General features: G+C 70.7%; 25 protein-coding genes. 18 read left to right on the forward strand and 7 right to left on the reverse strand.

Features of this window, described 5'->3' with window-relative positions; translation table 11 throughout:
- Nucleotides 1-107: 107 nt before the first annotated feature.
- On the reverse strand, nt 108-794 hold the full coding sequence (locus CLT68_RS21280) for a response regulator transcription factor (protein ID WP_099853346.1): 687 nt from the start codon (nt 792-794) through the stop codon (nt 108-110).
- Nucleotides 795-1,011: 217 nt separating this feature from the next.
- Nucleotides 1,012-1,926, reverse strand: a complete 915-nt coding sequence (locus tag CLT68_RS21285) for a PD-(D/E)XK nuclease family protein (RefSeq protein ID WP_099853349.1) — start codon at nt 1,924-1,926, stop codon at nt 1,012-1,014.
- 140 nt (nt 1,927-2,066) lie between these two features.
- Here CLT68_RS21285 and CLT68_RS21290 point away from each other — a divergent pair, with 140 nt between their 5' ends.
- From CLT68_RS21290 to CLT68_RS21300, 3 genes are read left to right on the forward strand one after another with little or no spacing between them, the layout of a single operon-like run.
- Nucleotides 2,067-3,158 (forward strand): site-2 protease family protein, encoded by a 1,092-nt coding sequence (locus CLT68_RS21290; RefSeq protein ID WP_486482452.1) that lies wholly within the window; start codon nt 2,067-2,069, stop codon nt 3,156-3,158.
- The gene (locus CLT68_RS21295) at nt 3,155-4,147 is read left to right on the forward strand and encodes a tRNA (adenine-N1)-methyltransferase (RefSeq protein WP_088948106.1); all 993 of its coding nucleotides are present in this window, start codon (nt 3,155-3,157) and stop codon (nt 4,145-4,147) included. Before CLT68_RS21290 ends, CLT68_RS21295 begins: the two co-directional genes overlap by 4 nt.
- Before the next feature lie 46 nt (nt 4,148-4,193).
- Nucleotides 4,194-4,766, forward strand: coding sequence for a hypothetical protein (locus tag CLT68_RS21300; RefSeq protein WP_088948107.1), 573 nt, complete (start codon nt 4,194-4,196; stop codon nt 4,764-4,766).
- A gap of 52 nt (nt 4,767-4,818) precedes the next feature.
- Here CLT68_RS21300 and CLT68_RS21305 read toward each other — a convergent pair whose 3' ends face one another.
- Nucleotides 4,819-5,109, reverse strand: coding sequence for a ferredoxin (locus CLT68_RS21305; RefSeq protein ID WP_074309704.1), 291 nt, complete (start codon nt 5,107-5,109; stop codon nt 4,819-4,821).
- A gap of 177 nt (nt 5,110-5,286) precedes the next feature.
- Here CLT68_RS21305 and arc point away from each other — a divergent pair, with 177 nt between their 5' ends.
- From arc to prcA, 6 genes are all read left to right on the forward strand, one after another.
- Entirely contained in the window at nt 5,287-7,071 is a 1,785-nt protein-coding gene (gene arc, locus CLT68_RS21310; RefSeq protein ID WP_099853355.1) for a proteasome ATPase, read from the forward strand.
- A 374-nt stretch (nt 7,072-7,445) separates the two neighbouring features.
- Nucleotides 7,446-8,963, forward strand: coding sequence for a depupylase/deamidase Dop (dop, locus tag CLT68_RS21315; protein ID WP_088948110.1), 1,518 nt, complete (start codon nt 7,446-7,448; stop codon nt 8,961-8,963).
- A gap of 104 nt (nt 8,964-9,067) precedes the next feature.
- Nucleotides 9,068-9,283 carry a ubiquitin-like protein Pup gene (locus CLT68_RS21320; protein ID WP_030332902.1) on the forward strand — a complete coding sequence of 72 codons (216 nt, stop codon included), beginning with the start codon at nt 9,068-9,070 and terminating at the stop codon, nt 9,281-9,283.
- A 186-nt stretch (nt 9,284-9,469) separates the two neighbouring features.
- The gene (locus CLT68_RS21325) at nt 9,470-9,991 is read left to right on the forward strand and encodes an endonuclease VII domain-containing protein (protein ID WP_328382853.1); all 522 of its coding nucleotides are present in this window, start codon (nt 9,470-9,472) and stop codon (nt 9,989-9,991) included.
- Nucleotides 9,910-10,749 carry a proteasome subunit beta gene (prcB, locus tag CLT68_RS21330; RefSeq protein ID WP_199177107.1) on the forward strand — a complete coding sequence of 280 codons (840 nt, stop codon included), beginning with the start codon at nt 9,910-9,912 and terminating at the stop codon, nt 10,747-10,749. Before CLT68_RS21325 ends, prcB begins: the two co-directional genes overlap by 82 nt.
- 61 nt (nt 10,750-10,810) lie before the next feature.
- Entirely contained in the window at nt 10,811-11,632 is an 822-nt protein-coding gene (gene prcA / locus CLT68_RS21335) for a proteasome subunit alpha (protein ID WP_099853362.1), read from the forward strand.
- Between the two features lie 88 nt (nt 11,633-11,720).
- Here prcA and rfbD read toward each other — a convergent pair whose 3' ends face one another.
- Together rfbD and rfbB are read right to left on the reverse strand one after the other, a co-directional pair.
- On the reverse strand, nt 11,721-12,632 hold the full coding sequence (rfbD, locus tag CLT68_RS21340; protein WP_099853364.1) for a dTDP-4-dehydrorhamnose reductase: 912 nt from the start codon (nt 12,630-12,632) through the stop codon (nt 11,721-11,723).
- Nucleotides 12,629-13,630: a dTDP-glucose 4,6-dehydratase gene (gene rfbB, locus CLT68_RS21345; protein WP_099853366.1), complete on the reverse strand. Its 1,002-nt coding sequence runs from the start codon at nt 13,628-13,630 to the stop codon at nt 12,629-12,631. The genes rfbD and rfbB overlap by 4 nt, the downstream gene beginning before the upstream one ends.
- Nucleotides 13,631-13,716: 86 nt before the next feature.
- Between rfbB and rfbA the strand changes: the two genes are divergently transcribed.
- From rfbA to CLT68_RS21365, 4 genes are all read left to right on the forward strand, one after another.
- Nucleotides 13,717-14,604: a glucose-1-phosphate thymidylyltransferase RfbA gene (rfbA, locus tag CLT68_RS21350; protein WP_099853369.1), complete on the forward strand. Its 888-nt coding sequence runs from the start codon at nt 13,717-13,719 to the stop codon at nt 14,602-14,604.
- Complete coding sequence (locus CLT68_RS21355) at nt 14,601-15,224, forward strand: dTDP-4-dehydrorhamnose 3,5-epimerase family protein (RefSeq protein WP_099857434.1); 624 nt, start codon at nt 14,601-14,603, stop codon at nt 15,222-15,224. The genes rfbA and CLT68_RS21355 overlap by 4 nt, the downstream gene beginning before the upstream one ends.
- Before the next feature lie 68 nt (nt 15,225-15,292).
- A complete protein-coding gene (gene pafA, locus CLT68_RS21360) occupies nt 15,293-16,651 on the forward strand; it encodes a Pup--protein ligase (RefSeq protein WP_088948117.1) in 1,359 nt (452 codons plus the stop codon).
- Nucleotides 16,652-16,752: 101 nt separating this feature from the next.
- Nucleotides 16,753-16,947 (forward strand): hypothetical protein, encoded by a 195-nt coding sequence (locus tag CLT68_RS21365; protein WP_088948118.1) that lies wholly within the window; start codon nt 16,753-16,755, stop codon nt 16,945-16,947.
- Nucleotides 16,948-16,974: 27 nt separating this feature from the next.
- Here the strand turns inward: CLT68_RS21365 and CLT68_RS21370 are convergent, their stop codons facing one another.
- Both CLT68_RS21370 and CLT68_RS21375 read right to left on the reverse strand, forming a co-directional pair.
- On the reverse strand, nt 16,975-18,060 hold the full coding sequence (locus CLT68_RS21370; RefSeq protein WP_099853370.1) for a DUF3866 family protein: 1,086 nt from the start codon (nt 18,058-18,060) through the stop codon (nt 16,975-16,977).
- 61 nt (nt 18,061-18,121) lie between these two features.
- Nucleotides 18,122-19,129 (reverse strand): cation diffusion facilitator family transporter, encoded by a 1,008-nt coding sequence (locus tag CLT68_RS21375; protein ID WP_099853373.1) that lies wholly within the window; start codon nt 19,127-19,129, stop codon nt 18,122-18,124.
- A gap of 117 nt (nt 19,130-19,246) precedes the next feature.
- Between CLT68_RS21375 and CLT68_RS21380 the strand changes: the two genes are divergently transcribed.
- From CLT68_RS21380 to tatC, 5 genes are all read left to right on the forward strand, one after another.
- Nucleotides 19,247-20,245 (forward strand): WYL domain-containing protein, encoded by a 999-nt coding sequence (locus tag CLT68_RS21380; protein ID WP_099853376.1) that lies wholly within the window; start codon nt 19,247-19,249, stop codon nt 20,243-20,245.
- Nucleotides 20,242-21,297, forward strand: a complete 1,056-nt coding sequence (locus CLT68_RS21385; RefSeq protein WP_099853378.1) for a helix-turn-helix transcriptional regulator — start codon at nt 20,242-20,244, stop codon at nt 21,295-21,297. The genes CLT68_RS21380 and CLT68_RS21385 overlap by 4 nt, the downstream gene beginning before the upstream one ends.
- Before the next feature lie 10 nt (nt 21,298-21,307).
- Entirely contained in the window at nt 21,308-21,553 is a 246-nt protein-coding gene (locus tag CLT68_RS21390; RefSeq protein WP_099853380.1) for a hypothetical protein, read from the forward strand.
- A gap of 157 nt (nt 21,554-21,710) precedes the next feature.
- Complete coding sequence (tatA, locus tag CLT68_RS21395; protein WP_088948123.1) at nt 21,711-22,025, forward strand: Sec-independent protein translocase subunit TatA; 315 nt, start codon at nt 21,711-21,713, stop codon at nt 22,023-22,025.
- Nucleotides 22,026-22,043: 18 nt separating this feature from the next.
- A complete protein-coding gene (gene tatC, locus CLT68_RS21400) occupies nt 22,044-22,997 on the forward strand; it encodes a twin-arginine translocase subunit TatC (protein ID WP_099853382.1) in 954 nt (317 codons plus the stop codon).
- The last annotated feature ends 40 nt before the right edge of the window (nt 22,998-23,037 follow it).

Below are 23,037 nucleotides of genomic sequence, written 5' to 3' on the forward strand. Positions count from 1 at the left end.
CCGCGCCGGGCCGTCTCCGGTCACGGTAGGTGACGGAGGCAACGGCGGCCGTCACCCCACGGTGGGATCTTCGAGTACGCCGGGTGAGGTAGTCGGGCCGCCGGCGGCTACGCCCTGGGGCGGACCAAGCCCGACTCGTACGCCAGCACGACGGCCTGCACCCGGTCGCGCAGCCGCAGCTTGGTCAGCACATGCCCGACGTGGGTCTTGATGGTGGTTTCGCTGACCGACAGCACCGCCGCGATCTCGGCGTTGGACAGCCCTCGGGCGACCTGCACCAGCACCTCGCGTTCCCGGTCGGTGAGCGCGTCGAGCGCCGCCGACGGCGTCGCCGCCGGATCGGGCAGCAGCTCGGCGAACCGGTCCAGCAGTCGCCGCAGGATGCGGGGAGCCACCACCGCGTCCCCACCGGCGACCGTGCGGATCGCCGCGATCAACTCCTCGGCGGGCACGTCCTTGGCCAGGAACCCGCTGGCGCCCGCACGCAACGCGCCCACCACGTACTCGTCCAGGTCGAAGGTGGTCAGCACCAGCACCCGCACCGGTAGTCGGGCGTCGACGATCGCCCGGGTCGCGGCCACCCCGTCCATCCGGGGCATCCGGATATCCATCAACACGACGTCGGGCAGCAGCCGGCGGGACAGCTCCACCGCCTCCACGCCGTCACCGGCCTCCGCCACCACGTGCAGGTCGCCCTCGGCGCCCAGCACCATCCGGAACCCGGTACGCAGCAGCGGCTGGTCGTCGGCGAGCAGGACCCGCACCGGCCGCCCCGGGGTCGCCCGTTCGGTCATCTCGCCTCCTGTCCGGCCTGCCGCACCCGGTCATCCTCGCGTACGTCGGCGGGTGCGTCGTGGATCACCGTAGAGGCCGGCCGGTCGTCCTGTCCCGACCGCAGCGGCACCGCCGCGGTCGGGTCCCCACCGATCGGCGCGGCTCGCCCACCGACCCGAGGAGGCGATCAGCGTCGCCGGAGCCGGACCGACCTCACCGCGACGCGGGGGGCGGCTGTCACTCGTCGGCGCCCGGCACCACCGGAACCGACCGGGAGTCGCGCAGCGGGTCGGCACTCGCCGCCGCGACCGGGAACGGCGGCGGAGTGCCACCGAAGGTGGGGCAGAGCGCCTGGTGGCTGCACCAGTCGCACAGCTTGCTCGGTCGAGGCCGGAAATCCTGTCGGGCGGTGGCCTGCTCGATGGCCCGCCACAGGGCCACCACCGTGCGTTCGAAGCGGACCAGCTCGTCGGCGTCCGGCGTGTAGTCCAACACCTCGGCGTCGCGCAGGTAGAGCAGCCGCAGCACCCGGGGCACCACTCCCCGGGTGCGCCACAGCACCAGGGCGTAGAACTTGAGCTGGAACAGCGCCCGCGCCTCGAACGCCTCCCGCGGAGCGCCGCCGGTCTTGTAGTCGACCACCCGCAGCGCCCCGTCCGGGGCGACGTCGAGCCGGTCGAGGTAACCCCGGATCAGCAACTCGTCGTCGACCACCGCCGAGATCAGGCTCTCCCGCTCGGCCGGCTCCAACCGGGTCGGGTCCTCCACGGCGAAGTAACCCTCCAGCAGCCCGGCGGCCGAGCGGAGGAACTCCACCGGGTCGGCGGGCTCCGCGCCGTCGAACACCCCGGCCAGCTCCGGCTGCTCGGTGACCAGCCGGTCCCACTGTGGGGCCACCAGAGCGCCGGCCGCCGCCGGTGTGCGGCCCTGCGCGGGCAGGTCGAACAGGCGCTCCAGCACCGCGTGCACCAGCGTGCCCCGGGCCTGCTCCATGGTGGTGCGCTCGGGTAGCCGGTCGATGCTGCGGAACCGGTAGAGCAGCGGGCAGGTCTTGAAATCCGCCGCACGCGACGGCGACAGCGAGGCCCGCACCGTCGGCGGCGCCTGCGCCGGGGAGGAAGGTTGGGGAGTGGTGACCGGTTCCGCCGTCATGTCGGCAAAGGTTAGGGCACCGGTGTGACACCGACCGCCGCCCGCCCCACACAGCGACGGTCCGTAGCATCGTGGCGATGGAGCAGACATCCCGGCCGCCGCGCCGACCCGACCGGCGCCCCGGCCTGAACGTCGGCCGGGTGTTCGGGGTGCCGCTGCACCTCAACGTCTCCATGGTCCTGTTCGCGGTGCTCATCGCCGTGCTGTACGCCGAGTTCGCCCGCCGGCAGCTGGACCTGCCGCAGGTCAGCGGCTATCTGATCGGCTTCGGCTTCGTGGTGTCGCTGCTCGGCTCGGTGCTGCTGCACGAGCTGGGTCACGCCCTCACCGCCCGGCGGTACGGCATCGGTGTGCGCGGAATCACCCTGGAACTGCTCGGCGGCTACACCGAGATGGACCGGGACGCCCCGTCCCCCCGTGTCGACCTGCTGGTGTCCCTGGCCGGCCCCGCGGTCTCCGCGGTGCTCGGCGTCCTCGCGGTCGCCGCCACGCTCGCCCTGCCCCAGGGGACAGTGGCCCACCAGCTCGCCTTCCAGCTCGCGGTCAGCAACGTCATCGTCGCGCTGTTCAACAGCCTGCCCGGGCTGCCGCTCGACGGTGGCCGGGCGCTGCGCGCCGCGGTGTGGGGGCTGACCCGCGACCGGCATCTCGGCACCGAGGTCGCTGGCTGGGCCGGCCGCGTCGTCGCCGTCGGCACCACGGTCGTGGTCCTGCTGCTCACCGTCACCGACCGCCTGGCGCCGCTGGCGCTGCCGCTGATGCTGCTGGTCGCCGTCACACTCTGGCGCGGCGCCGGGCAGTCGATCCGGGCCGCCCGGGTCAGCCGCCGGTTCCCGCTGATCGACCTGTCCCGGCTGGCCCGCCCGGTCTGGCCGGTGAGCACCGGCACGCCCCTGGCCGAGGCGCAGCGCCGACGCGCCGACGCCGCTCAACCCGGCGCCGCCCTGCTGGTCACCGACTCCACCGGCCGACCGGTGGCGCTGGTCGACCCGGCCGCCGCCGAGGCGGTCCCCGTCGAGCGCCGGCCGTGGCTGGCGGTGGACGCCGTGGCCCGGTCCCTGGGCACACTTCCCACGCTCACCCTCGGGTGGGACGGCGAGCGGGTGATGGAGGCCGTACAGACCCACCCGGGCGCGCAGTACGTGGTGACGTCAGGCGAAGATGTCGTCGGCATTCTGCACATCGCGGACCTGGCACAGCTCCTCGAACCCAACCGGAAGATGACACCGTGACCGCAACTCCCTCCACCGTCCCCGCCACCCCGGCGCTGACACCCGTGCACCGAGGGCCGTTCCGGCCCGGCGACCGGGTCCAGTTGACCGACCCCAAGGGGCGGATGCACACCGTGACGCTGGAGCCGGGCAAGGAGTTCCACACCCACCGCGGCATCCTGGCGCACGACACGCTGATCGGGCTCCCCGACGGCAGTGTGGTGACCACCGCCGGTGGCGGCACCGCGTTCCTGGCCCTGCGGCCACTCCTGTCGGACTACGTGCTGTCCATGCCGCGCGGCGCGCAGGTCATCTACCCGAAGGACTCTGCGCAGATCGTCGCGATGGGTGACATCTTCCCCGGCGCGAAGGTCCTCGAGGCCGGCGCCGGCTCCGGCGCGCTGAGCTGCTCCCTGCTGCGCGCCGTCGGCACCGAGGGTGAGCTGCACTCGTTCGAGCTGCGTGACGACTTCGCCCAGATCGCCAAGCGCAACGTCGAGGCGTTCTTCAACGGGCCGCACCCGTCGTGGAATCTGCACGTCGGCGACGTCGCGCAGTGCCAGGAGACCGGCTTCGACCGGATCATCCTGGACATGCTGACCCCCTGGGAGACCCTCGACATGGTCGAGCGGGCTCTGGTGCCCGGCGGGGTGTTCATCGGCTACGTCGCCACCACGCCGCAGCTCTCCGAGCTGGTGGAGGCGCTGCGCGAGCGCGGCGGCTGGACCGAGCCGCGCGCCTGGGAGTCCCTGGTCCGCGACTGGCACGCCGAGGGCCTCGCCGTTCGCCCGGACCACCGGATGATCGCGCACACCGCGTTCCTGGTGTCCGCGCGCAAGCTCGCCCCGGGGGTGACCGCGCCGCCGCGTCGGCGCAAGCCCAGCAAGGGCAACGAGGCGTACGCGCAGCGCCGCCAGGACCTGCGTGAGGCGGAGGCGGCCCGACAGGCCGCCGCCGCCCAGGCGGCCGGTGCGCAGCCCGACGGTACGGGGGAGATGGACAGGCCGTGACCATCGAGCTGGGCGTGGGCACCGCCGAGCCGGGGGAGGCGCCGGCATGAGCCGACCGGGCTACGGCGGCGGTGACCTTCCCGCGGTCTTTCCCGACTGGTCGCCGTACCAGGATCTGGAGTCGGCGGCGCGGGCCTACCTGCGCGACCCGGACGTCGCCCTGGAGGCACTCGGCGGCGTGCTGCGTGGGGCGTCGGTGCTCGGCTTCACCCTGGAACGCTTCGTCAACGAGGTCAACGGCGTGTGGCAGGAGGTCGTCGTCTGCGACGGCAGCCGCCTGATCCTCTGGCACGGGGAGGACGTACCTCCGGAGGAGGGCCCCCCGGGCTCGATGACCTCGTCGCTGCGGGTGGTGCCGGTCTCGACCGTCACCGAGGTCGGCTGTCGGCGGCGACTCAACCGTGCCGAGAGCGGCGAGATCCGGGTCGACAGCATCGACGTCTACCTGCTGCTGACCTCACTGGACGAGGCGCCGCCGACCGAGGAGATGGCCGGCACGCCACGGCACGACGCGTTGCGCTTCGGCAAGACCCTCGACGACGGCGGAGCGGGTCAGATCGCCCGGCTGGAGGAGTTTGCGCGGCTGGTCGCCTCGGTGGTCGGTCGTCCGATGCTCTGAGGCGTACCCCTTTCGGGGCCGGCCGGGCCGTCCGGCCCGGCCGGTGGGTCGCTCAGTCCTCGGCGTCCGGGCCGGCGACCTCGACACCGTCGCCGCGCACCACGTGGATGCAGTCGCCGGGGCATTCCTTCGCGGAGTCGATCACCTCGAGTCGCAGGTGCTCCGGCACGTCGACGCGGCTGCCCGGCGCCATCCGCAGCTCACCGTCGGCGCCCTTGACGTAGGCGAGACCGTCGATGTCGAACTCGAAAACCTCTGGCGCGTACTGCACGCAGAGCCCGTCGCCTGTGCAGAGATCCTGGTCCACCCAGACCTGCAGCTGATCGGTCGCGACCTCGGCCACGGTGCACCCCCCATGTTCTCCCGTCCTACGCTTCGACGGTACCCGAACGCCGGTAACGGCCCGTCAGGCCACCCTTGGCGATCAAGGTTCGGTGACGAGGGTGTTGCGTGGGACCGAATCGGCCTCATAGCGGCTAGTGTTAGGGCAGAACGTTCAAGCCCCCCGGGGAGGTGGGACGTGGCAGCACGCAGCGACGACGCGGACTCGCGCGCCGCACGGTGGGAGAAGGAAGCCCACGATCTCTCCACGCAGGTCGCGTTCCTTCAGGAGGAACTCGCTCTGGTGCGGCGCAAGTTGACCGAAAGCCCCCGACACGTCCGGCAGCTCGAAGAGCGGCTGGCGGCCACCCAGGCACAGTTGGCGCGGCTGACCGAGAACAACGACCGGCTGGTGAGCACCCTCAAGGAAGCTCGCACGCAGATCGTGACGCTCAAGGAGGAGATCGACCGCCTCGCGCAACCGCCGAGTGGCTACGGTGTCTTCCTGGCCAAGCACGACGATGGCACGGTGGACGTCTTCACCGGCGGCCGCAAGCTACGGGTCGCGGTCTCACCCTCGCTCGAGGTGGGTGACCTGCGCCGTGGTCAGGAGGTCCTGCTCAACGACGCGCTCAACATCGTCGACGCGTTCGGCTACGAGCGGGTCGGTGAGGTGGTGATGCTCAAGGAGATCCTGGAGGGACCAGGTGGCGGGCCGGGTGACCGGGCGCTGGTGGTCTCCCACTCGGACGAGGAGCGCATCGTGCACCTCGCCGAGACGCTCATCGGCTCGGCGATCCGGGCCGGCGACTCGCTCATGATCGAGCCCCGCTCGGCCTACGCGTACGAGCGGATCCCGAAGAGCGAGGTCGAGGAGCTGGTCCTGGAGGAGGTGCCCGACGTCGACTACGGCGACATCGGTGGCCTTCAGTCGCAGATCGAGCAGATCCGCGACGCGGTGGAGCTTCCCTTCCTGCACGCGGACCTGTTCCGTGAGCACCAGCTCCGCCCGCCCAAGGGCATCCTGCTCTACGGCCCGCCCGGCTGTGGCAAGACGCTCATCGCCAAGGCGGTGGCCAACTCGCTGGCCAAGAAGATCGCCGAACGGCAGGGCAAGGAGAAGCACACCAGCTTCTTCCTCAACATCAAGGGCCCTGAGCTGCTCAACAAGTACGTCGGCGAGACCGAGCGGCACATTCGGCTGATCTTCCAGCGGGCACGGGAGAAGGCCGGCGAGGGCACCCCGGTGATCGTGTTCTTCGACGAGATGGACTCGATCTTCCGGACCCGCGGTTCCGGTGTCTCCTCCGACGTGGAGAACACCATCGTCCCGCAGCTGCTCAGCGAGATCGACGGCGTGGAGGGCCTGGAGAACGTCATCGTCATCGGCGCCTCCAACCGGGAAGACATGATCGACCCGGCGATCCTGCGCCCCGGTCGACTCGACGTGAAAATCAAGATCGAGCGACCGGACGCCGAAGCGGCCAAGGACATCTTCTCCAAGTACATCCTCTCCGGGCTGCCCCTGCACCCGGACGACCTGGCCGAGCACGGGGCCGACGCCCAGGCCACCGTGGCGGCCATGATCGACGCCGTGGTGCTGCGGATGTACTCCGAAACCGAGGAGAACCGCTTCCTCGAGGTCACCTACGCCAACGGTGACAAGGAAGTCCTCTACTTCAAGGACTTCAACTCCGGCGCGATGATCCAGAACATCGTCGACCGGAGCAAGAAGATGGCCATCAAGGAGTTCCTCACGTCCGGCCGCAAGGGGCTGCGCCTGCAGCACCTGCTCGACGCCTGCGTCGACGAGTTCCGCGAGAACGAGGACCTCCCCAACACCACCAACCCCGACGACTGGGCCCGCATCTCCGGCAAGAAGGGCGAGCGGATCGTCTACATCCGCACGCTCGTCTCCGGCGGCAAGGGCGCCGAGGCCGGTCGGTCCATCGAGACCGCCAGCAACACCGGCCAGTACCTCTGACCGCCAGCGGCGGCACCGGACCCGTCCGGTGCCGCCGCTGTGTGCGTCCCACCGCGAGACGCCGCTTCGCTGCTTTCCCCGGTGGTCCGGCCCGGCACAGCTACGTCGCTGTCGTCGGCGAGCCCGCCCGGCCCGAGGAGAGCCTGCGTCGTAGCCGGCCCATCGTGGCCGACCCGGCCGCCCATCGACCGGATCCGCACGGTGCACCCGTGCCTCCGGGCGGGCCTGACCGTGGTGCCACTCAAACCCGCCAAAGCCCGGTAGTCACGCCGCGCCGACCGACAGCGACGGGCGGTAGGCCACCGCGCAGACTAGTCTCGATGGTGTGAGCGGCGGGCACGCCGGCTCCGTGGGCGAGCGAAGCGAGTGGTCGCATGACGGTACGTCGGATCATGGGCACCGAAATCGAGTACGGCATCTCCGTGCCCGGGCAGGCCGGAGCCAACCCGATGGTCACCTCATCGCAGGTGGTCAATGCATATGGCGCACGTCCAGAACTCAACCGGGGCGGGCGAGCCCGCTGGGACTACGAGGAAGAGTCGCCGCTGCGCGACGCCCGCGGCTTCACCTACTCCGGAGCCGCCTACGACCCGGCTGAGGCGTTGGCCGACGAGGACCTTGGCCTCGCCAACGTGATACTCACCAATGGTGCACGGCTCTACGTCGACCACGCCCACCCCGAATACTCCACCCCGGAGGTCACCACCCCTCGCGACGTGGTGCGCTGGGACAAGGCCGGCGAGCGGGTGATGGCCGAGGCGTCCCGCCGGGCCGCCACGATCCCGGGCAGCCAGCCGATCCACCTCTACAAGAACAACACCGACAACAAGGGCGCCAGCTACGGCGCCCACGAGAACTACCTGATGCGTCGGCAGACCCCGTTCGCCGACATCGTGGCTTACCTGACGCCGTTCTTCGTCACCCGCCAGATCGTCTGCGGCGCCGGCCGGGTCGGCATCGGCCAGGACGGTGGGCAGAACGGCTTCCAGATCTCCCAGCGCGCTGACTTCTTCGAGGTCGAGGTAGGCCTGGAGACGACGCTCAAGCGGCCGATCATCAACACCCGCGACGAGCCGCACGCCGACGCCGACAAATACCGCCGGCTGCACGTCATCATCGGCGACGCCAACCTCTCCGAGATCTCCACCTACCTCAAGGTCGGCACCACCGCGCTGATCCTCACCATGATCGAGGAGAAGGCGCTCGGGGCCGATCTCGGCATCGCCGACCCGGTCAGCGAGCTGCGCGCCGTCAGCCACGACCCCACCCTGACGCACCGCATGCGGCTGCGCGACGGCCGCCGGCTCACCGCCCTGGACCTGCAATGGGCCTACCTGGAGCGGGTCCGGTCCTTTGTCGACGACCGGTACGGCACCGATGCCGACGAGCAGACCGTCGACGTACTCGACCGCTGGGAGAGCGTCTTGGACCGGCTGGGCCGGGATCCGATGCTCTGCGCCGACGAGTTGGACTGGGTGGCCAAGCTGCGGCTGCTGGAGGGTTACCGGGAGCGGGAGAAGCTCGCCTGGGGCTCACACAAGCTCCAGCTGGTTGACCTTCAATACTCCGACGTCCGGCCGGAGAAGGGGCTCTACCACCGCCTGGTCAGCCGGGGGGCGATGAAGACGCTGCTCACCGACGACGAGACCCGCTCCGCGATGACGGAGCCGCCGGAGGACACCCGGGCCTACTTCCGTGGCCGCTGCCTGGCCCAGTACGCCTCCGAGGTGGTCGCCGCGAGCTGGGACTCGGTGATCTTCGACGTGGGCCGGGAGTCGCTGGTCAGGGTCCCGATGATGGAGCCGGAGCGGGGGACTCGCGCGCACGTCGGCGCCTTGTTCGACCGCTGCGCTAGCGCCAAGGACCTGCTGGAGACGTTGACCGGGGGCTGAACACGCGTCCGGATGCCCGTCGTGTGCCGCAAGCCGGCGCGCGGCGGGCTTTTCGTCGCCCGCGCGAGGTAAGTTCATCGCAGACGATCGTGGAGGAGGCAGCAGTGGCCACTCATGACAGCGGCGGCCAGTCGCAGTCCGGCAAGTCCCGTCAGGGCGAGGAAATCGAGGACGTCACCACCGAGGCCAACCCTGAGGTGGCTGAGCGGCACGCCGAGATCACCGAGGACGTCGACGACCTCCTCGACGAGATCGACTCCGTCCTCGAAGAGAACGCAGAGGAGTTCGTGAGGGGTTACGTACAAAAAGGCGGTCAGTGAGCATATAGGGTTAATTCGGGCATGCCTAGAGCGAGCGATGATCGAGACGGGCTTCGTCGCTGCCGAGATTGCAGCGAATGGAAGGCGCTCGATCAGTTCTGTGTGAGCTCCAAGAGGTCGGATGGGCGGGGAAGTTACTGCAAGCCCTGCTTCAACGAGCGGTCAAAGGCAAGCTATGCGCGTCGGGTGAAGGCAAAGTTCGACCGTGAGGTGCGCGAAGGTCGCGTCGTGCCCGAGGGCCACAAGTTCTGTTCGGCCTGCGATGCGGTCAAGCCGTTCGATGCCTTCCCCCGTAACCGGGCGGACAACTCCGGTTATGCCACCTACTGCAAGCCCTGCCACAACGCCAGGACCAGAGAGACCAAAGAGCGGCTGTACGGGGGTAACCGCGAGTACCACCTGCGGCGGCGGTACGGCGTGGGGGAGAAGGAGTTTCAGGAGCTCCTGGCCGAGCAGGGCGGGGTCTGCGCGATCTGTGGCGCTGCCGACCCACAACATCTGGACCACGATCATCGCACCGGATGGGTGCGCGGGATACTCTGCTTCAACTGCAACGGTGGTCTTGGCCAGTTCCGTGACAGTCCCATGAGGCTGGCCAGGGCGATCACGTACCTGAGAGGAACCACGTGGCAGCGGGCTTTGATCCATCCGGGCGTCTACCAGATGTGTTCACCAACGCGGGGACGTCCTCCTTCACCACGTTTCTGAGCCGGGTGGCCCCCGAGATGCTGCCCGGCCGGCGACCGCTGCCGCCGGGCATGGCCGCCGACCTGGCACCACACGCGACGACCATCGTGGCCATCGCGGCTGCGGAGGGCGTGGTGATGGCCGGCGACCGACGGGCGACCATGGGCAACCTGATCGCCCAGCGTGACATCGAGAAGGTGCACCCCGCCGACGCGTACTCGCTGGTCGGCATCGCGGGCACCGCAGGCATCGGGATCGAGCTGATGCGACTGTTCCAGGTGGAGTTGGAGCACTACGAGAAGATCGAGGGCGCGATGCTCTCGCTCGACGGCAAGGCCAACCGGTTGGCCTCGATGATCCGGGGCAACCTGGGCGCGGCCATGCAGGGGCTCGCCGTGGTGCCGCTCTTCGCCGGCTTCGACCTGGCGGCCTCCGACCCGGCGAGAGCCGGTCGGATCTTCAGCTTCGACGTGACCGGTGGCCCGTACGAGGAGACCGGCTACGACGCGATCGGCTCCGGCTCGCTCTTCGCGAAGTCGGCGCTGAAGAAGCGCTTCCGGGCTGGTTTGTCGGTCGATGACGCGACCCGGCTCGCGGTCGAGGCGCTCTACGACGCGGCCGACGACGACACCGCGACCGGCGGACCGGATCTGACCCGCCGGATCTATCCGGTGGTGATGACCGCTACCGCCGAGGGCACTCACCGGCTCACTGACGCCGAGACGGCAACGATCGCCGAGGGCGTGGTCGCCGGCCGGATGGAGAACCCGGGCGGTTGAGCCTCGCCCACCCCCACCTGCCAGCAGTCGTCAGCACAGCGCCGTAAGGAGAACCGCCGCCGTGGCCATGCAGTTCTACGCCTCGCCCGAACAGATCATGCGCGACCGCTCCGAGTTGGCCCGCAAGGGCATCGCTCGGGGTCGCAGCGCGGTGGTCCTCAGCTACTCCGGCGGGGTGCTCTTCGTCGCGGAGAACCTCTCCAGCGCCCTGCACAAGGTCAGCGAGATCTACGACCGGATCGGCTTCGCCGCGGTCGGCCGGTACAACGAGTTCGAGAATCTGCGCCGGGCCGGGGTGCGCATGGCCGACCTGAACGGGCTCAGCTACGACCGCCGTGACGTCACGGGCCGGGCACTGGCCAACGCGTTCGCGCAGACGCTCGGCGCGATCTTCACCGAGCAGTCGAAGCCGTTCGAGGTGGAGATCTGCGTGGCTGAGGTCGGTGCCACTCCGGACGACGACGAGCTGTACCGGTTGACGTACGACGGCTCGGTCAATGACGAGCCGGGGCGGATGGCCATGGGTGGCCAGGCCGAGGCGATCACCGGCGTGCTGAAGTCCAACCACCGGGCGGACATGTCGCTCTCTGAGGCGGTGAAGGTCGCGGTTCAGGCACTGAGCACTGTTGGTGGGGAGGGCGGCGCTGCCCGGACGATCGCCGCCAACCAGCTCGAGGTTGCGGTGCTGGACCGTCAGCGGGTCGGCCGGACGTTCCGCCGGATCACCGGTGCACCGCTGACGGCGCTGTTGAACGGTGAGGCGGCGGCGCCGACCAGCGACGAGCGGGACACGCCGATCGTGCCGACCGGTGAGGCCGGTAAGCCGACCAGCTCCGCGGGCTCCGCGGACCTGGAGGATCGGCCGGGTCAGGCGGACCTCTGATCGTGTGACGCACAGCGCCGGGGACCGCCTTCGCGGTTCCCGGCGCTGGTGTGCAACTCGACGATGGTGGCGAGCAGCAGCAGACCGATCAGGCCGGTGACGAGGGTGAGCTTCGTGCGACCTTCCACGGGGTGGGTGGATCGGGGGAGTCGAACGCGTCAACCAGGGCGCCGTGCCAATCCGGAAGCGGCGGCAGACCCGCGGTTGCCCAGCGGCTGTGCCCCAGCACGCTGTACGCAGGCCGGGGGGCGGGACGCGGATACCGGTCGCTGGTGGTGGGCCGGATGCGGTCCGGGTCCAGGCCGGCCAGCATGAACGCGGCGCGGGCCAGCCCGTACCAGGTGGTCTGGCCGGAGCACGTGCCGTGGTAGACGCCGGGAGCCGCCTGACCGTCCAGTGCGGCGTCGGCGAGCGCGACCAGCCGCTCGGCGAGAGTGTGGGACCAGGTGGGCTGGCCGTGCTGGTCGTCGACCACATCGAGGTGTTCCCGCTGGTTGGCCAGCCGAAGCATGGTGGAGACGAAGTTCGACCCGTGCGCGCCGTACAGCCAGGCCGTGCGGACCACGTACCCGGTGTCGGGTAGCAGCCGGGTGATGGCCTGCTCGCCGACCAGCTTGCCGCGGCCGTACGCGTTGACCGGTGCGGTGGGCGCGTCCTCGGGGTAGGGGGTTTGCGCGTCACCGGCGAGGACGTAGTCGGTGGAGACCTGGATGAGTCGTGCACCCGTGGCGACACACGCCGCCGCGAGGTTCGCCACGCCCGTGCCGTTGACGGCGGTGGCTGCCGCCTCGTCAGCCTCGGCGCCGTCGACGTTGGTCCACGCCGCCGCGTTGATCACGATGTCGTGGTCGGCAACCGCGCCGCGGACGGCGATGGGGTCGGTGACGTCCAGTTCGGCGCGGGTGGCGGCAGTCACCTTGAGGTCGGCCCGGGTGTGCAGCACGGTGACCAGGTCCCGGCCGAGCATCCCGCCGGCGCCGGTGACGAGTAGCCGAGTCATGCGGTCGGGGTGGTCTTGAGGGGTTCCCACCAGGTGCGGTTGTTCTGGTACCAGCGCACGGTGTCGGCGAGGCCGCGGTCGAGGGTGATGCTGGGGGTGTAGCCGAGCTCTACGCTGATCTTGGTGATGTCGAGGGAGTAGCGGCGGTCGTGACCCTTGCGGTCGGTGACCGGGACGACCCGGTCCCAGCCGGCGCCGCAGGCTTCGAGGAGGAGGCCGGTGAGTTCCTTGTTGGTCAGCTCGGTGCCGCCGCCAATGTTGTAGACCTCGCCGGCGCGGCCCTTCTGCTGGACCATGGCGATGCCGCGGCAGTGGTCGTGCACGTGCAGCCAGTCGCGGATGTTGCCGCCGTCGCCGTAGAGGGGCACGGTGCCGCCGTCGAGCAGGTTGCTGACGAACAGGGGGATGACCTTCTCCGGGAACTGGTACGGCCCGTAGTTGTTGGAGCAGCGGGTCACGACGACGTCCATGCCGTGGGTGCGGTGGTAGGCCAGGGCGAGCAGGTCCGAGCCGGCCTTGGACGCCGAGTACGGGGAGTTTGGTGCCAGGGGCCAGGTTTCGGTCCAGGAGCCGTCGTCGATCGAGCCGTAGACCTCGTCGGTGGAGACGTGCACGAAGCGACCGGTGCCGTGCCGCAGCGCGGCGTCGAGCAGGGTCTGGGTGCCGAGCACGTTGGTGGTGACGAACGGTGCGGCGCAGGCGATCGACCGGTCGACGTGCGACTCGGCGGCGAAGTGCACGATCACGTCATGCCCGGCGACCACCTCGTCGACAGTGGCCGGGTCGCAGATGTCGCCCTGCACGAAGCGCAGCCGTGGATCGCCGCGGACGAGATCGAGGTTGGCCAGGTTGCCCGAGTAGGTCAGCTTGTCGAGCACCGTCACGACCGTCGGCTCAAGAGGCGGCACGCCGTCGGCACTGCCGAAGGGCTTGCCCAGCAGCAGGCGAACGTATTCCGACCCGATGAATCCGGCTCCGCCGGTGACGAGGATCCTCACGGATCGAGAACGTACGCGAAGATTGGCGCAGGACGTGGGACGTGAACCTCCCGCCCGCTCCGTATCCGTGCCGATACGTTTCCCCGGTGCGTGGAATCCTCCTTGCTGGCGGCACCGGGTCACGGCTCTGGCCGATCACCCGGGCAGTCTCCAAGCAGCTGATGCCGGTCTTCGACAAGCCGATGATCTACTACCCTCTCTCCACCCTGGTGATGTCCGGGGTGCGGGAGATCTTGGTGATCACGACTCCGGACGACCAGGACCAGTTCCGCCGCCTGCTCGGCGACGGCAGCCAGTTCGGGCTGCGACTGGAGTACGTCAGCCAGGAGCGCCCGGGGGGCATCGCGCAGGCCTTCATCCTCGGTGCGGATTTCATCGGCGACGAGTCGGTGGCGCTGGTCCTCGGCGACAACATCTTCCACGGCGTCGGTCTGGGCCGGCAGCTCGCCGAGCACAGTGACCTGGTCGGCGGGCGGGTCTTCGCCTACCAGGTGGCCAACCCGCAGGAGTACGGCGTGGTCGACTTCGACGTTGACGGCCGGGTGCTCTCGATCGAGGAGAAGCCGGCCCGGCCGAAGTCCCGCTATGCGGTGCCCGGCCTGTACTTCTACGACAACCGGGTGGTCGACATCGCCCGCAAGCTCATTCCCAGCGCCCGCGGCGAGCTCGAGATCACGGCGGTCAACGAGGCGTACCGGGAGACCGGGGAACTGTCGGTGACCGTGCTGGATCGGGGCACCGCCTGGCTGGACACCGGCACGTTCACGTCGATGATGCAGGCCGCCGATTTCGTCCGCGTGGTCGAGGAGCGGCAGGGCCTGAAGATCGGCTGCGTCGAGGAGGTCGCCTGGCGGGCCGGCCTGCTTGACGACGGTCAGCTGCGGGCGTTGGCCGCACCGCTGACCAAGAGCGGCTACGGCGACTACCTGCTCGGTCTGCTCGCCGAGAAGAACGGCAACGGGGTGGCGTGGTGAAGATCCGGGAGTTGAGCATCGAGGGTGCCTGGGAGATCACGCCGCAGCAGCACGGCGATCCGCGCGGCATGTTCATGGAGTGGTACCGCTTCGACATGCTCGCCGAGGCGGTGGGGCACCCGATGCGGCTGGCCCAGGCCAACCTGTCGGTCTCCGCTCGTGGCGTGGTGCGCGGTATCCACTTCGCCGACGTGCCGCCCGGGCAGGCCAAGTACGTCACCTGCGTGCGCGGCGCGGTCCTCGACGTGATCGTGGACCTGCGGGTGGGTTCGCCGACATTCGGTCGCCGGGAGGGTGTCCGGCTGGACGACAGCGACCGTCGGGCGGTCTATCTCGGCGAAGGGCTGGGGCACGGGTTCTGCGCGCTGACCGACGACGCGACGCTGAACTACCTGTGCTCGGCCACCTACAACCCGATTGGCGAGCATGCGGTGCACCCGCTGGACGAGGAGTTGGGCATCGAGTGGCCCGCCGATGTCCCGCTGCTGTCCACCCGCGACGACGCGGCGCCGACCCTCGCCCAGGCCCGCGAGCGCGGTCTGCTGCCGGAATACGACAGCTGCCGGCGGTTCGTGGCGAGCCTCAGGCCGGCCGGAATGTCGTACTCAACCGGTATGTGACCGCCCCTGGTGCACGACCTGTGGTGTGACAGTGACGAACGGGGCCTCCGGGCGGCTAATGTCACACCATGGAGCGGCGAATCTTCGGCCTCGAGACCGAGTACGGCGTCACCTGCACCTATCGCGGGCAGCGGCGGCTGTCCCCGGACGAGGTCGCGCGGTATCTGTTCCGCCGCGTGGTGTCCTGGGGTCGGTCGAGCAACGTCTTCCTGCGTAATGGGGCCCGGCTCTACCTGGACGTCGGGTCGCATCCGGAGTACGCGACTCCGGAGTGCGACTCGGTGACCGATCTTGTCGCCCACGACCGGGCTGGCGAGCGGATCCTGGAGGGCCTGCTGGTCGACGCGGAGAAGCGACTGCACGACGAGGGCATCGCGGGTGAGATCTACCTGTTCAAGAACAACACCGACTCGGCCGGCAACTCGTACGGCTGCCACGAGAACTACCTGGTCTCCCGGCACGGTGAGTTCGGCCGGCTCGCCGACGTACTCATCCCGTTCCTGGTCACCCGGCAGTTGATCTGCGGGGCCGGCAAGGTTCTGCAAACTCCGCGCGGCGCGGTCTACTGCCTGTCGCAGCGGGCCGAGCACATCTGGGAGGGCGTCTCCTCGGCGACCACCCGCAGCCGTCCGATCATCAACACCCGCGACGAGCCGCACGCCGACGCCGAGCGCTACCGGCGGCTGCACGTGATCGTCGGTGACTCCAACATGAACGAGGTCACCACGCTGCTCAAGGTCGGCACCGCCGACATCGTGCTGCGGATGATCGAGGCCGGGGTGGTGATGCGCGACCTGTCCCTGGAGAACCCGATCCGGGCGATCCGGGAGGTGTCGCACGACATCACCGGCCGGCGCAAGGTGCGGCTGGCCAACGGCAAGGAGGTCAGCGCGCTGGACATCCAGCAGGAATACCTGGCCAAGGCCACCGAGTTCGTCGAGCGGCGCGGCGGCGACCAGGCCGCCAAGCGGGTCGTCGAGCTGTGGGGCCGGGTGCTCAACGCGGTGGAGACCGGCGACCTGGAGCCGGTCTCCCGGGAGATCGACTGGGTCAGCAAACTGCGGCTGATCGAGCGCTACCAGCGCAAGCACGACCTGCCCCTGTCGCACCCCCGCGTGGCGCAGATGGACCTGGCCTACCACGACGTGCGTCGCGGTCGTGGCCTCTACGGGCTCCTGGAGCGCCGCGGCGAGGTCGACCGGGTGACCACCGACCCGGAGATCTTCGAGGCGAAGGAAACCCCGCCGCAGACCACGCGGGCCCGGCTGCGCGGCGAGTTCATCCGGCACGCCCAGGAGAAGCGGCGCGACTTCACCGTCGACTGGGTGCACCTGAAGCTCAACGACCAGGCGCAGCGCACCGTGCTCTGCAAGGACCCGTTCCGGGCGTACGACGAGCGGGTGGAGCGGCTGATCGCCAGCATGTGACCGGTGTGCCGACCCCGGCGGTGGTGTGCGCCGGCGGGGTCGCCAGACCGGGCGGGCTCCGCGACGCTGTCGGCGCGGGGGCCCGCTAAGCTGGGTCCGCCATGACGACTTCTGGACCTTCCGACCGCTCCGAGCGCGGCACCGAGCGGCAGAACTGGGTCGAACGCCGACGCGAGAAGATCCGCGCCGAGGTCGACCGGAACCGGCGCGGTGAATACACCGTCCCGACGTGGGTGCTGGCCCTGGCGCTGGTACTCATCGTGGGCGGCTGGCTCGCGCTGATCTTCCTCGCCTGAGGACGTCCTCGCGTCGCCCGAGGCTCGTCAGGGCAGCAGGGTGACGGCGTGCCGGCCGGCGGCAGCGGCGGCCACGAAGTACGCGTGATCGGCGTCGAGGCCGCGGCCCATGGTGGACAGCGGCACGGCGCTGGCCCGCAACGCGGCGTCGAGACCGGTGGTGGGCACCCGGACGATCCGGTGCCGGGCCGCCAAGGGGGCCAGCGACGCGTTCACCTCCGCGAGCAGCGCCGGGGCCAGGTCGTCGGGCACCACCAGCTCCGCAGGGGCGAGAGCCACCCGGCCGTACGCGGTGAGGCTGTGGTGCGACACGCCCCGGTGTCGGGGGCGGGCGTCGGCGTCGGAGATGCGCAACGAGCCGACCGGCCGGCCGCCCAGCGTGGCGATCGCGTTGACCGCCTCACCGACGGCGACGCCGGAGAACCCCCAGCGGGTGCCGGTGCCCAGATTGCCGGGCCCCTGGGCCACGATGGCCACGTCGGCGCCCAGCACGTACCGGGCGGCGAGCAGGCCGCCGTGCAGGGTGGTGGCCTCCAGGTCACCGCCGAAGGCCTGCCCGACGGTGATCGTGCCGGCCAGTTCGGTCCGCAGCCCGGCGAGGGTGCGGGAGAACCACGCCGGCAGCGCCCCACCATCGGTGAGCAGGTACGCCACCCGCGCCTGCGGCGAGTCGGCCCGGATGCCGGCCAGGATCGCCGGCAGCGCCGAGTGCAGGTCGGCGGTGACCACCGGCAGGCCGCCCAGGTCGTCCGCGTCGGCCAGCACGTCGCGGTGCGGGGACGCCTCCTCGTCCACGCCGAGCAGGATCGGCTGCAACGGCGTGTAGCGGGCCTTGACCAGGTGACCGGCGTCGCGGGTGTCGCCGACCTCCGGCGGGTCCGGCGGCAGCCGGTCCGGCAGGGCCACCACCAGGGCGTATCCGCCGGTGCCCAACCGCATCAGCAGCGCACCGGCGTTGAGCAGCACCCGGTCGCCGGGCTCCGGCGTGCCGACCAACTCGGGGTAGGCCAGCGCCCGCATGCGCGTGCCGTCGGGCAGGTCGACGTCCAGCTCCACCGCCCCGGTCCACTGCCGTCGCAGCGTCGCCACCGTCCCCGTACGCCATCGCACCATGACGGGCACGCTAGCCGCGCGGGCCCGGCGGCCCGCGCCCGGGTGCTGCCGTGCGGCTCGTTCAGGGGCGGTCGGGTCCGTTGTCGGCCCGCGGGTCCGGCGCGGCCTGGGTGTGCCGGGCCCGGCCGGTGGCGCCGGGCAACGAGCGGGTGGGGTCGAGGAACACGTAACGAATCTCCGGGTACAGCCCGGTGAGCCGCCGTTCGGCCTCGTCGGCGGCGGCCTCGACGGCCGCGCCGGTGGCCTCGTCGCTGAAGTCGACCTTGGCGGCGACCAGGATGTCGTCCGGGCCGAGCTGCATGGTCATCAGGGTGTCGATCCGCTCCACCTCGGGTAGCCCGGTCAACTCCTGCTCGATCTCGTGACGCAGCCGCTCCGGGACGGCCCGACCGACCAGCAGCGACAGGTTGTTGGCGGCGAGGATCCCGGCGACAGTCAGCAGCAGGAGCCCGATCAGGATCGACGCGACGCCGTCCCACACCTCGTCGCCGGTGGCGTGGGACAGGCCGACGCCGGCACCGGCCAGCAGCAGACCGGTCAGGGCCGCGCTGTCCTCCAGGAAGACCGCCTTGACGGTGGTGTCGGCGGTCAGTCGCAGGAAGCGTCGTGGAGTGGTCTGCCAGCGCCGGGACTCGCTGCGGACCTGCCGCACGGCCCGGGCCAGGGAGATCGACTCGATGACGAACGACACCGCCAGGACGATGTACGAGACCAGGTAGTCGCCGCTGTGCTCGTGCACCAGGATCGTGGTGACGCCGTGGGTGACGGCGAACCCGGCGCCGGCGACGAAGGTGAACATCGCCGCGAAGAACGCCCAGACGTAGCTTTCCTTGCCGTACCCGAAGGGGCGCCGCTGGTCCGCCGGCCGGGCACCGCGGCGCAGCGCCTGGTAGAGGAGCACCTCGGTGGTGGTGTCCGCGACCGAGTGCGCCGCCTCGGACAGCATGGCGGCCGAGCCGGAGATCACCCCGGCGATCAGCTTGGCGATCGCGATGGCGAGGTTGGCGACACCCGCGACGATCACCGTGCCGACGCTCTCGCTCTCGGGCCTGGCGTCCGCTTGCGACATGAGCCTCACCCTATGACCGGAGACGGCAACGCGCCGGGGGAGGCCCGATCCGAACAAGTGTGCGGCACGCCCGCGCGGGTGCACGTCGTGGGCGTGTCGACTGCTAGCGTCTACCGCGTGTCGCGGACCCGCACCGAACGCCTGGTCAACCTGGTGATCTGCCTGCTGTCCACGCGACGGTTCCTGACCGCCGTGCAGATCGCCGCGACCGTGCCCGGCTACGAGCATGATCCCGATGACGCGCGCGACCACGAAGCGTTCCAGCGCAAGTTCGAGCGCGACAAGGCCGAGCTGCGTGAGCTGGGTGTGCCACTGGAGACCGGCACGGCGAGCGCCTTCGACGCCGAGCCCGGCTACCGGATCGCCCACCGCGAATACGCGCTGCCCGACATCCTCCTGGAGCCGGACGAGGCCGCCGCTGTCGGCATCGCCGCACGGCTCTGGCAGCACGCCGGGCTGGCCGCCGCCGCGTCGTCCGGGCTGGCCAAGCTGCGTGCCGCCGGCGTGGACGTGGACCCGCAGGCCACTCTCGGCCTGGAGCCGATGGTCACTGTCGACCCGGCGTTCGCGCCGCTGACCGCCGCCGCCCGGGACCGCCGCGAGGTCGGGTTCGACTACCGGGTGCCCGACCGGGACGCGCCCAGCCGGCGTCGGCTGCAACCGTGGGGCGTGGTCTGCTGGCGCGGTCGGTGGTATGTGGTCGGCCACGACCTGGACCGGGCGGCGACCCGCTGCTTCCGGCTGTCCCGCGTCGTCGGCACGGTCCGGGTGACCGGCGCGCCCGGCGCGTACGAGCCGCCGGCCAACGTCGACCTGATCAGCCACGTGGCCCGTTGGTCGGGTCCGGTGGAGCGCACCGGCCGGGCCACCGTGCTGGCGGCCGCGGGCCGTGCCGCCGGGCTGCGCCGCTGGGCGGTGGAGGTGACCGCCGGGCCGGATGGTGACCGGCTCGTCCTGCCGTACGCGGACCCGGACGGGCTGGCCGGCCACCTCGTCGGCTACGGCCCGGACGTGCGGGTGCTCGACCCGCCGGAGGTCCGCGAGGCCGTCATCCAACGACTGAAGGAGATCGCCGTCCGACACGACGAGCTGGCCGCCAGCGGGGGTGCCCGGTGACCCGCCCGGCCGCCCGGGGCGGCTCCCGCGCGTCCGCCGACCGGCTGGCCCGCCTGCTCAACCTGGTGCCCTACCTGCTGGCCCGGCCGGGCATCGAGATCGCCGAGGCGGCCGGTGACCTCGGCGTCACCGAGCGGCAGCTCCGGGAGGACCTGGAGCTGCTCTGGGTGTGCGGGCTGCCCGGTTACGGCCCGGGTGACCTGATCGACATGGCGTTCGACGGCGATCGGGTGACCATCACCTACGACGCCGGCATCGACCGGCCGCTGCGGCTCACGCCCGATGAGGCCCTCGCGCTGGTCGTGGCGTTGCGGATGCTCGCCGAGACGCCCGGGGTGGCCAACCGGGAGGCCGTCGAACGGGCCCTGGCGAAGATCGAGGACGCGGGGGACCTGGTGGGCGCGCCGGTGGCGGTCCGACTGCCCGGCGACACCCGGCGGGTCGAGGCGCTGCGCGCCGCCGTCGAGGGCGGCAGGGCACTGCGGATCACCTACTACACCGCTGCCCGGGACGAGACCACCGACCGCGTCATCGACCCGCTGCGGATGTTGATGGTCGGCGGCCGGGCGTACGTGGAAGCGTGGTGTCGGCGCGCGGAGGCGGTCCGCCTGTTCCGGGCCGACCGGATCGACGCGATCACCGAGCTGGCCGAGCCGGCCACCGTGCCACCGCAGGCCGTTCCGCACGACCTCACCGAGGGGGTCTTCCGCCCCTCGCCCGACCTGCCGCTGATCACGCTGCGCATCGGCCGCAGCGAGCGGTGGATCACCGAGTACTACCCGTGTGAGCGCGTCGAGGCCGGCGACGGCGACCAGTGGCTGGTGTCGCTGCGGGTCACCGACCTGGGGTGGGCTCGCCGGTTCGTGCTGGGCCTCGGCCCGGACGCCACAGTGGTCGCCCCGGTCGAGCTGGCCGAGCAGGTGCGGGCAACGGCGGCCGCCGCTCTGGACGCGTACGCCGTGCCCACCCCGACCGCCGAGCCCCGGCAGCCCGAGGCCGACCCGGCGATCGCCCCGTCGGGCGACCCAGCGGTGGCCGGGCGCACCCAGTAGGCTGACCGCCGTGCTGATCTGGATCGTGCTCGTGGTGGTGCTGCTTCCCCTCGTGGCGCTCGCGTTGGCCGTGCGCCCGGTGCTGACCCGCCTGCCTGGGCTGCGCCGCGCCGCCGTGGCGTTGCAGCGGCGGGCCGCCGAGGCCGAGGCGCTACGGGAGACGGCCGAGTCGTTGCAGCAGCGCGCCGAGGGAGTGCAACGCCAACTCGACACCACGTCTCAGCGGATCGCGCTGATCAAGGCCAAGCGCGGCTGACCAACCGGTCGTTCGGGTTGTTGACGGATCATCCCGGGTTGGTCAAGACTTCACCCTCCGGGCCAGACCATCACCACCCGGCGGGTGGCGGGCGGCCGATCCGCACGTACGATGGGCTGCGTACCACCCCTCGGACACAGACCGACTGGAGCTTCTCATGGGTGCCCTCAAGCCGTGGCACATCGCTGTTCTCGTGGTTGTGCTGATCCTGCTCTTCGGTGCGAAGCGGCTCCCCGACGCTGCCCGTTCGCTGGGTCGGTCGCTGCGGATCATCAAGGCCGAGACCAAGAGCCTGCAGGACGACGACCGCGACCTCGCCGAGAAGGCCGACGCGCAGTCCGGCTACCAGCCGCTGCCGCCGCACGCCGGGCAGCAGGCGCCGTACACCGGGCAGCCGCAGCAGGCGCCCTACCAGCAGGCGCCGACGCAGCAGCCGGTCGTCGACCCGGTGCACCGCGTCCGCGACAACTGACCGAAGGGCCCCACCATCGTGGCCTTCGCACTGCGTAAACGCGGCCCAAAGGCGTTCGAGCGGGCCGCCGACGGCTCGATGACGCTCATCGAGCACGTCCGCGAACTGCGCGATCGGTTGTTTCGCGCGTCACTGGCGATCGTCGCTGGCCTGATCCTCGGGTTCTTCCTGGCCCAGCCGGCGTTCGACCTGCTGAAAGAGCCGTACTGCAGCCTGCCGGATGCCACCGACGCGCTCGGCAACTGCCGGGCGTTCCTTCAGCTGTCGCCTGCGGACGGCTTCGTCTTGAAGCTGAAGCTGGCGCTCTGGATCGGCCTGATCGCCGGGGCGCCGGTCTGGCTCTACCAGCTCTGGGCGTTCATCGCACCAGGGCTGCACCGGCACGAGCGCAAGTGGGCGTATGTCTTCGTCGCGATCGCGGCCCCGTTGTTCGCCGGTGGTGCGGTCCTGGCCTACCTCGTCGTGGACAAGGGCCTCGCGTTCCTGCTGGAAGCGGGCGTGACCGGCCTCTCCACCCAGTTGGAAGTCACCCGCTACATCGGGTTCGTCACGAACATGATCCTGTTGTTCGGGGTGGCGTTCGAGTTTCCGCTCATCCTGCTGATGCTCAACTTCACCGGGGTCGCCAGCGCCCGGCGACTGCTGAGCTGGTGGCGCGCGGTCATCTTCGTCTGCTTCGCCTTCGCCGCCATCGCCACACCGGACCCGGGTCCGTTCGGCATGACGCTGCTGGCACTGTCCCTCTCGCTGCTGTACTTCGTGGCGGTGGGCGTGGCGTTCCTCAACGACCGGCGGCGTGGGCGGGGCAAGGAGGTCTACGCCGGCATCGACGACGACGAGGTGTCGCCGTTGGAGTTCGACAAGGACCCGGTCGTGGCCGGGCAGCGGGTCGACTCGACAGCGCCGATCGGCGTACCCGAGCCGATCGCCAGGCCGGCACCGATCGAGCGTCGCTACGACGACATGACCTGACGCCTCGGCGTGCTGGGTCCACCAACGCCGTCCCCGCCTG

The sequence above is a fragment of the Micromonospora sp. CNZ299 genome (assembly GCF_002754415.1).

What these genes read in the sequence shown, in the direction of transcription:
- CLT68_RS21365 (WP_088948118.1), top strand. Translation starts at nt 16,753, where the DNA reads ATGACGACTTCTGGACCTTCCGACCGCTCCGAGCGCGGCACCGAGCGG.
- dop (WP_088948110.1), top strand. Translation starts at nt 7,446, where the DNA reads ATGACGGTACGTCGGATCATGGGCACCGAAATCGAGTACGGCATCTCC.
- CLT68_RS21370 (WP_099853370.1), bottom strand. Translation starts at nt 18,060, where the DNA reads ATGGTGCGATGGCGTACGGGGACGGTGGCGACGCTGCGACGGCAGTGG.
- CLT68_RS21280 (WP_099853346.1), bottom strand. Translation starts at nt 794, where the DNA reads ATGACCGAACGGGCGACCCCGGGGCGGCCGGTGCGGGTCCTGCTCGCC.
- pafA (WP_088948117.1), top strand. Translation starts at nt 15,293, where the DNA reads ATGGAGCGGCGAATCTTCGGCCTCGAGACCGAGTACGGCGTCACCTGC.
- tatA (WP_088948123.1), top strand. Translation starts at nt 21,711, where the DNA reads ATGGGTGCCCTCAAGCCGTGGCACATCGCTGTTCTCGTGGTTGTGCTG.
- CLT68_RS21300 (WP_088948107.1), top strand. Translation starts at nt 4,194, where the DNA reads ATGAGCCGACCGGGCTACGGCGGCGGTGACCTTCCCGCGGTCTTTCCC.
- rfbD (WP_099853364.1), bottom strand. Translation starts at nt 12,632, where the DNA reads ATGACTCGGCTACTCGTCACCGGCGCCGGCGGGATGCTCGGCCGGGAC.
- CLT68_RS21285 (WP_099853349.1), bottom strand. Translation starts at nt 1,926, where the DNA reads ATGACGGCGGAACCGGTCACCACTCCCCAACCTTCCTCCCCGGCGCAG.
- CLT68_RS21375 (WP_099853373.1), bottom strand. Translation starts at nt 19,129, where the DNA reads ATGTCGCAAGCGGACGCCAGGCCCGAGAGCGAGAGCGTCGGCACGGTG.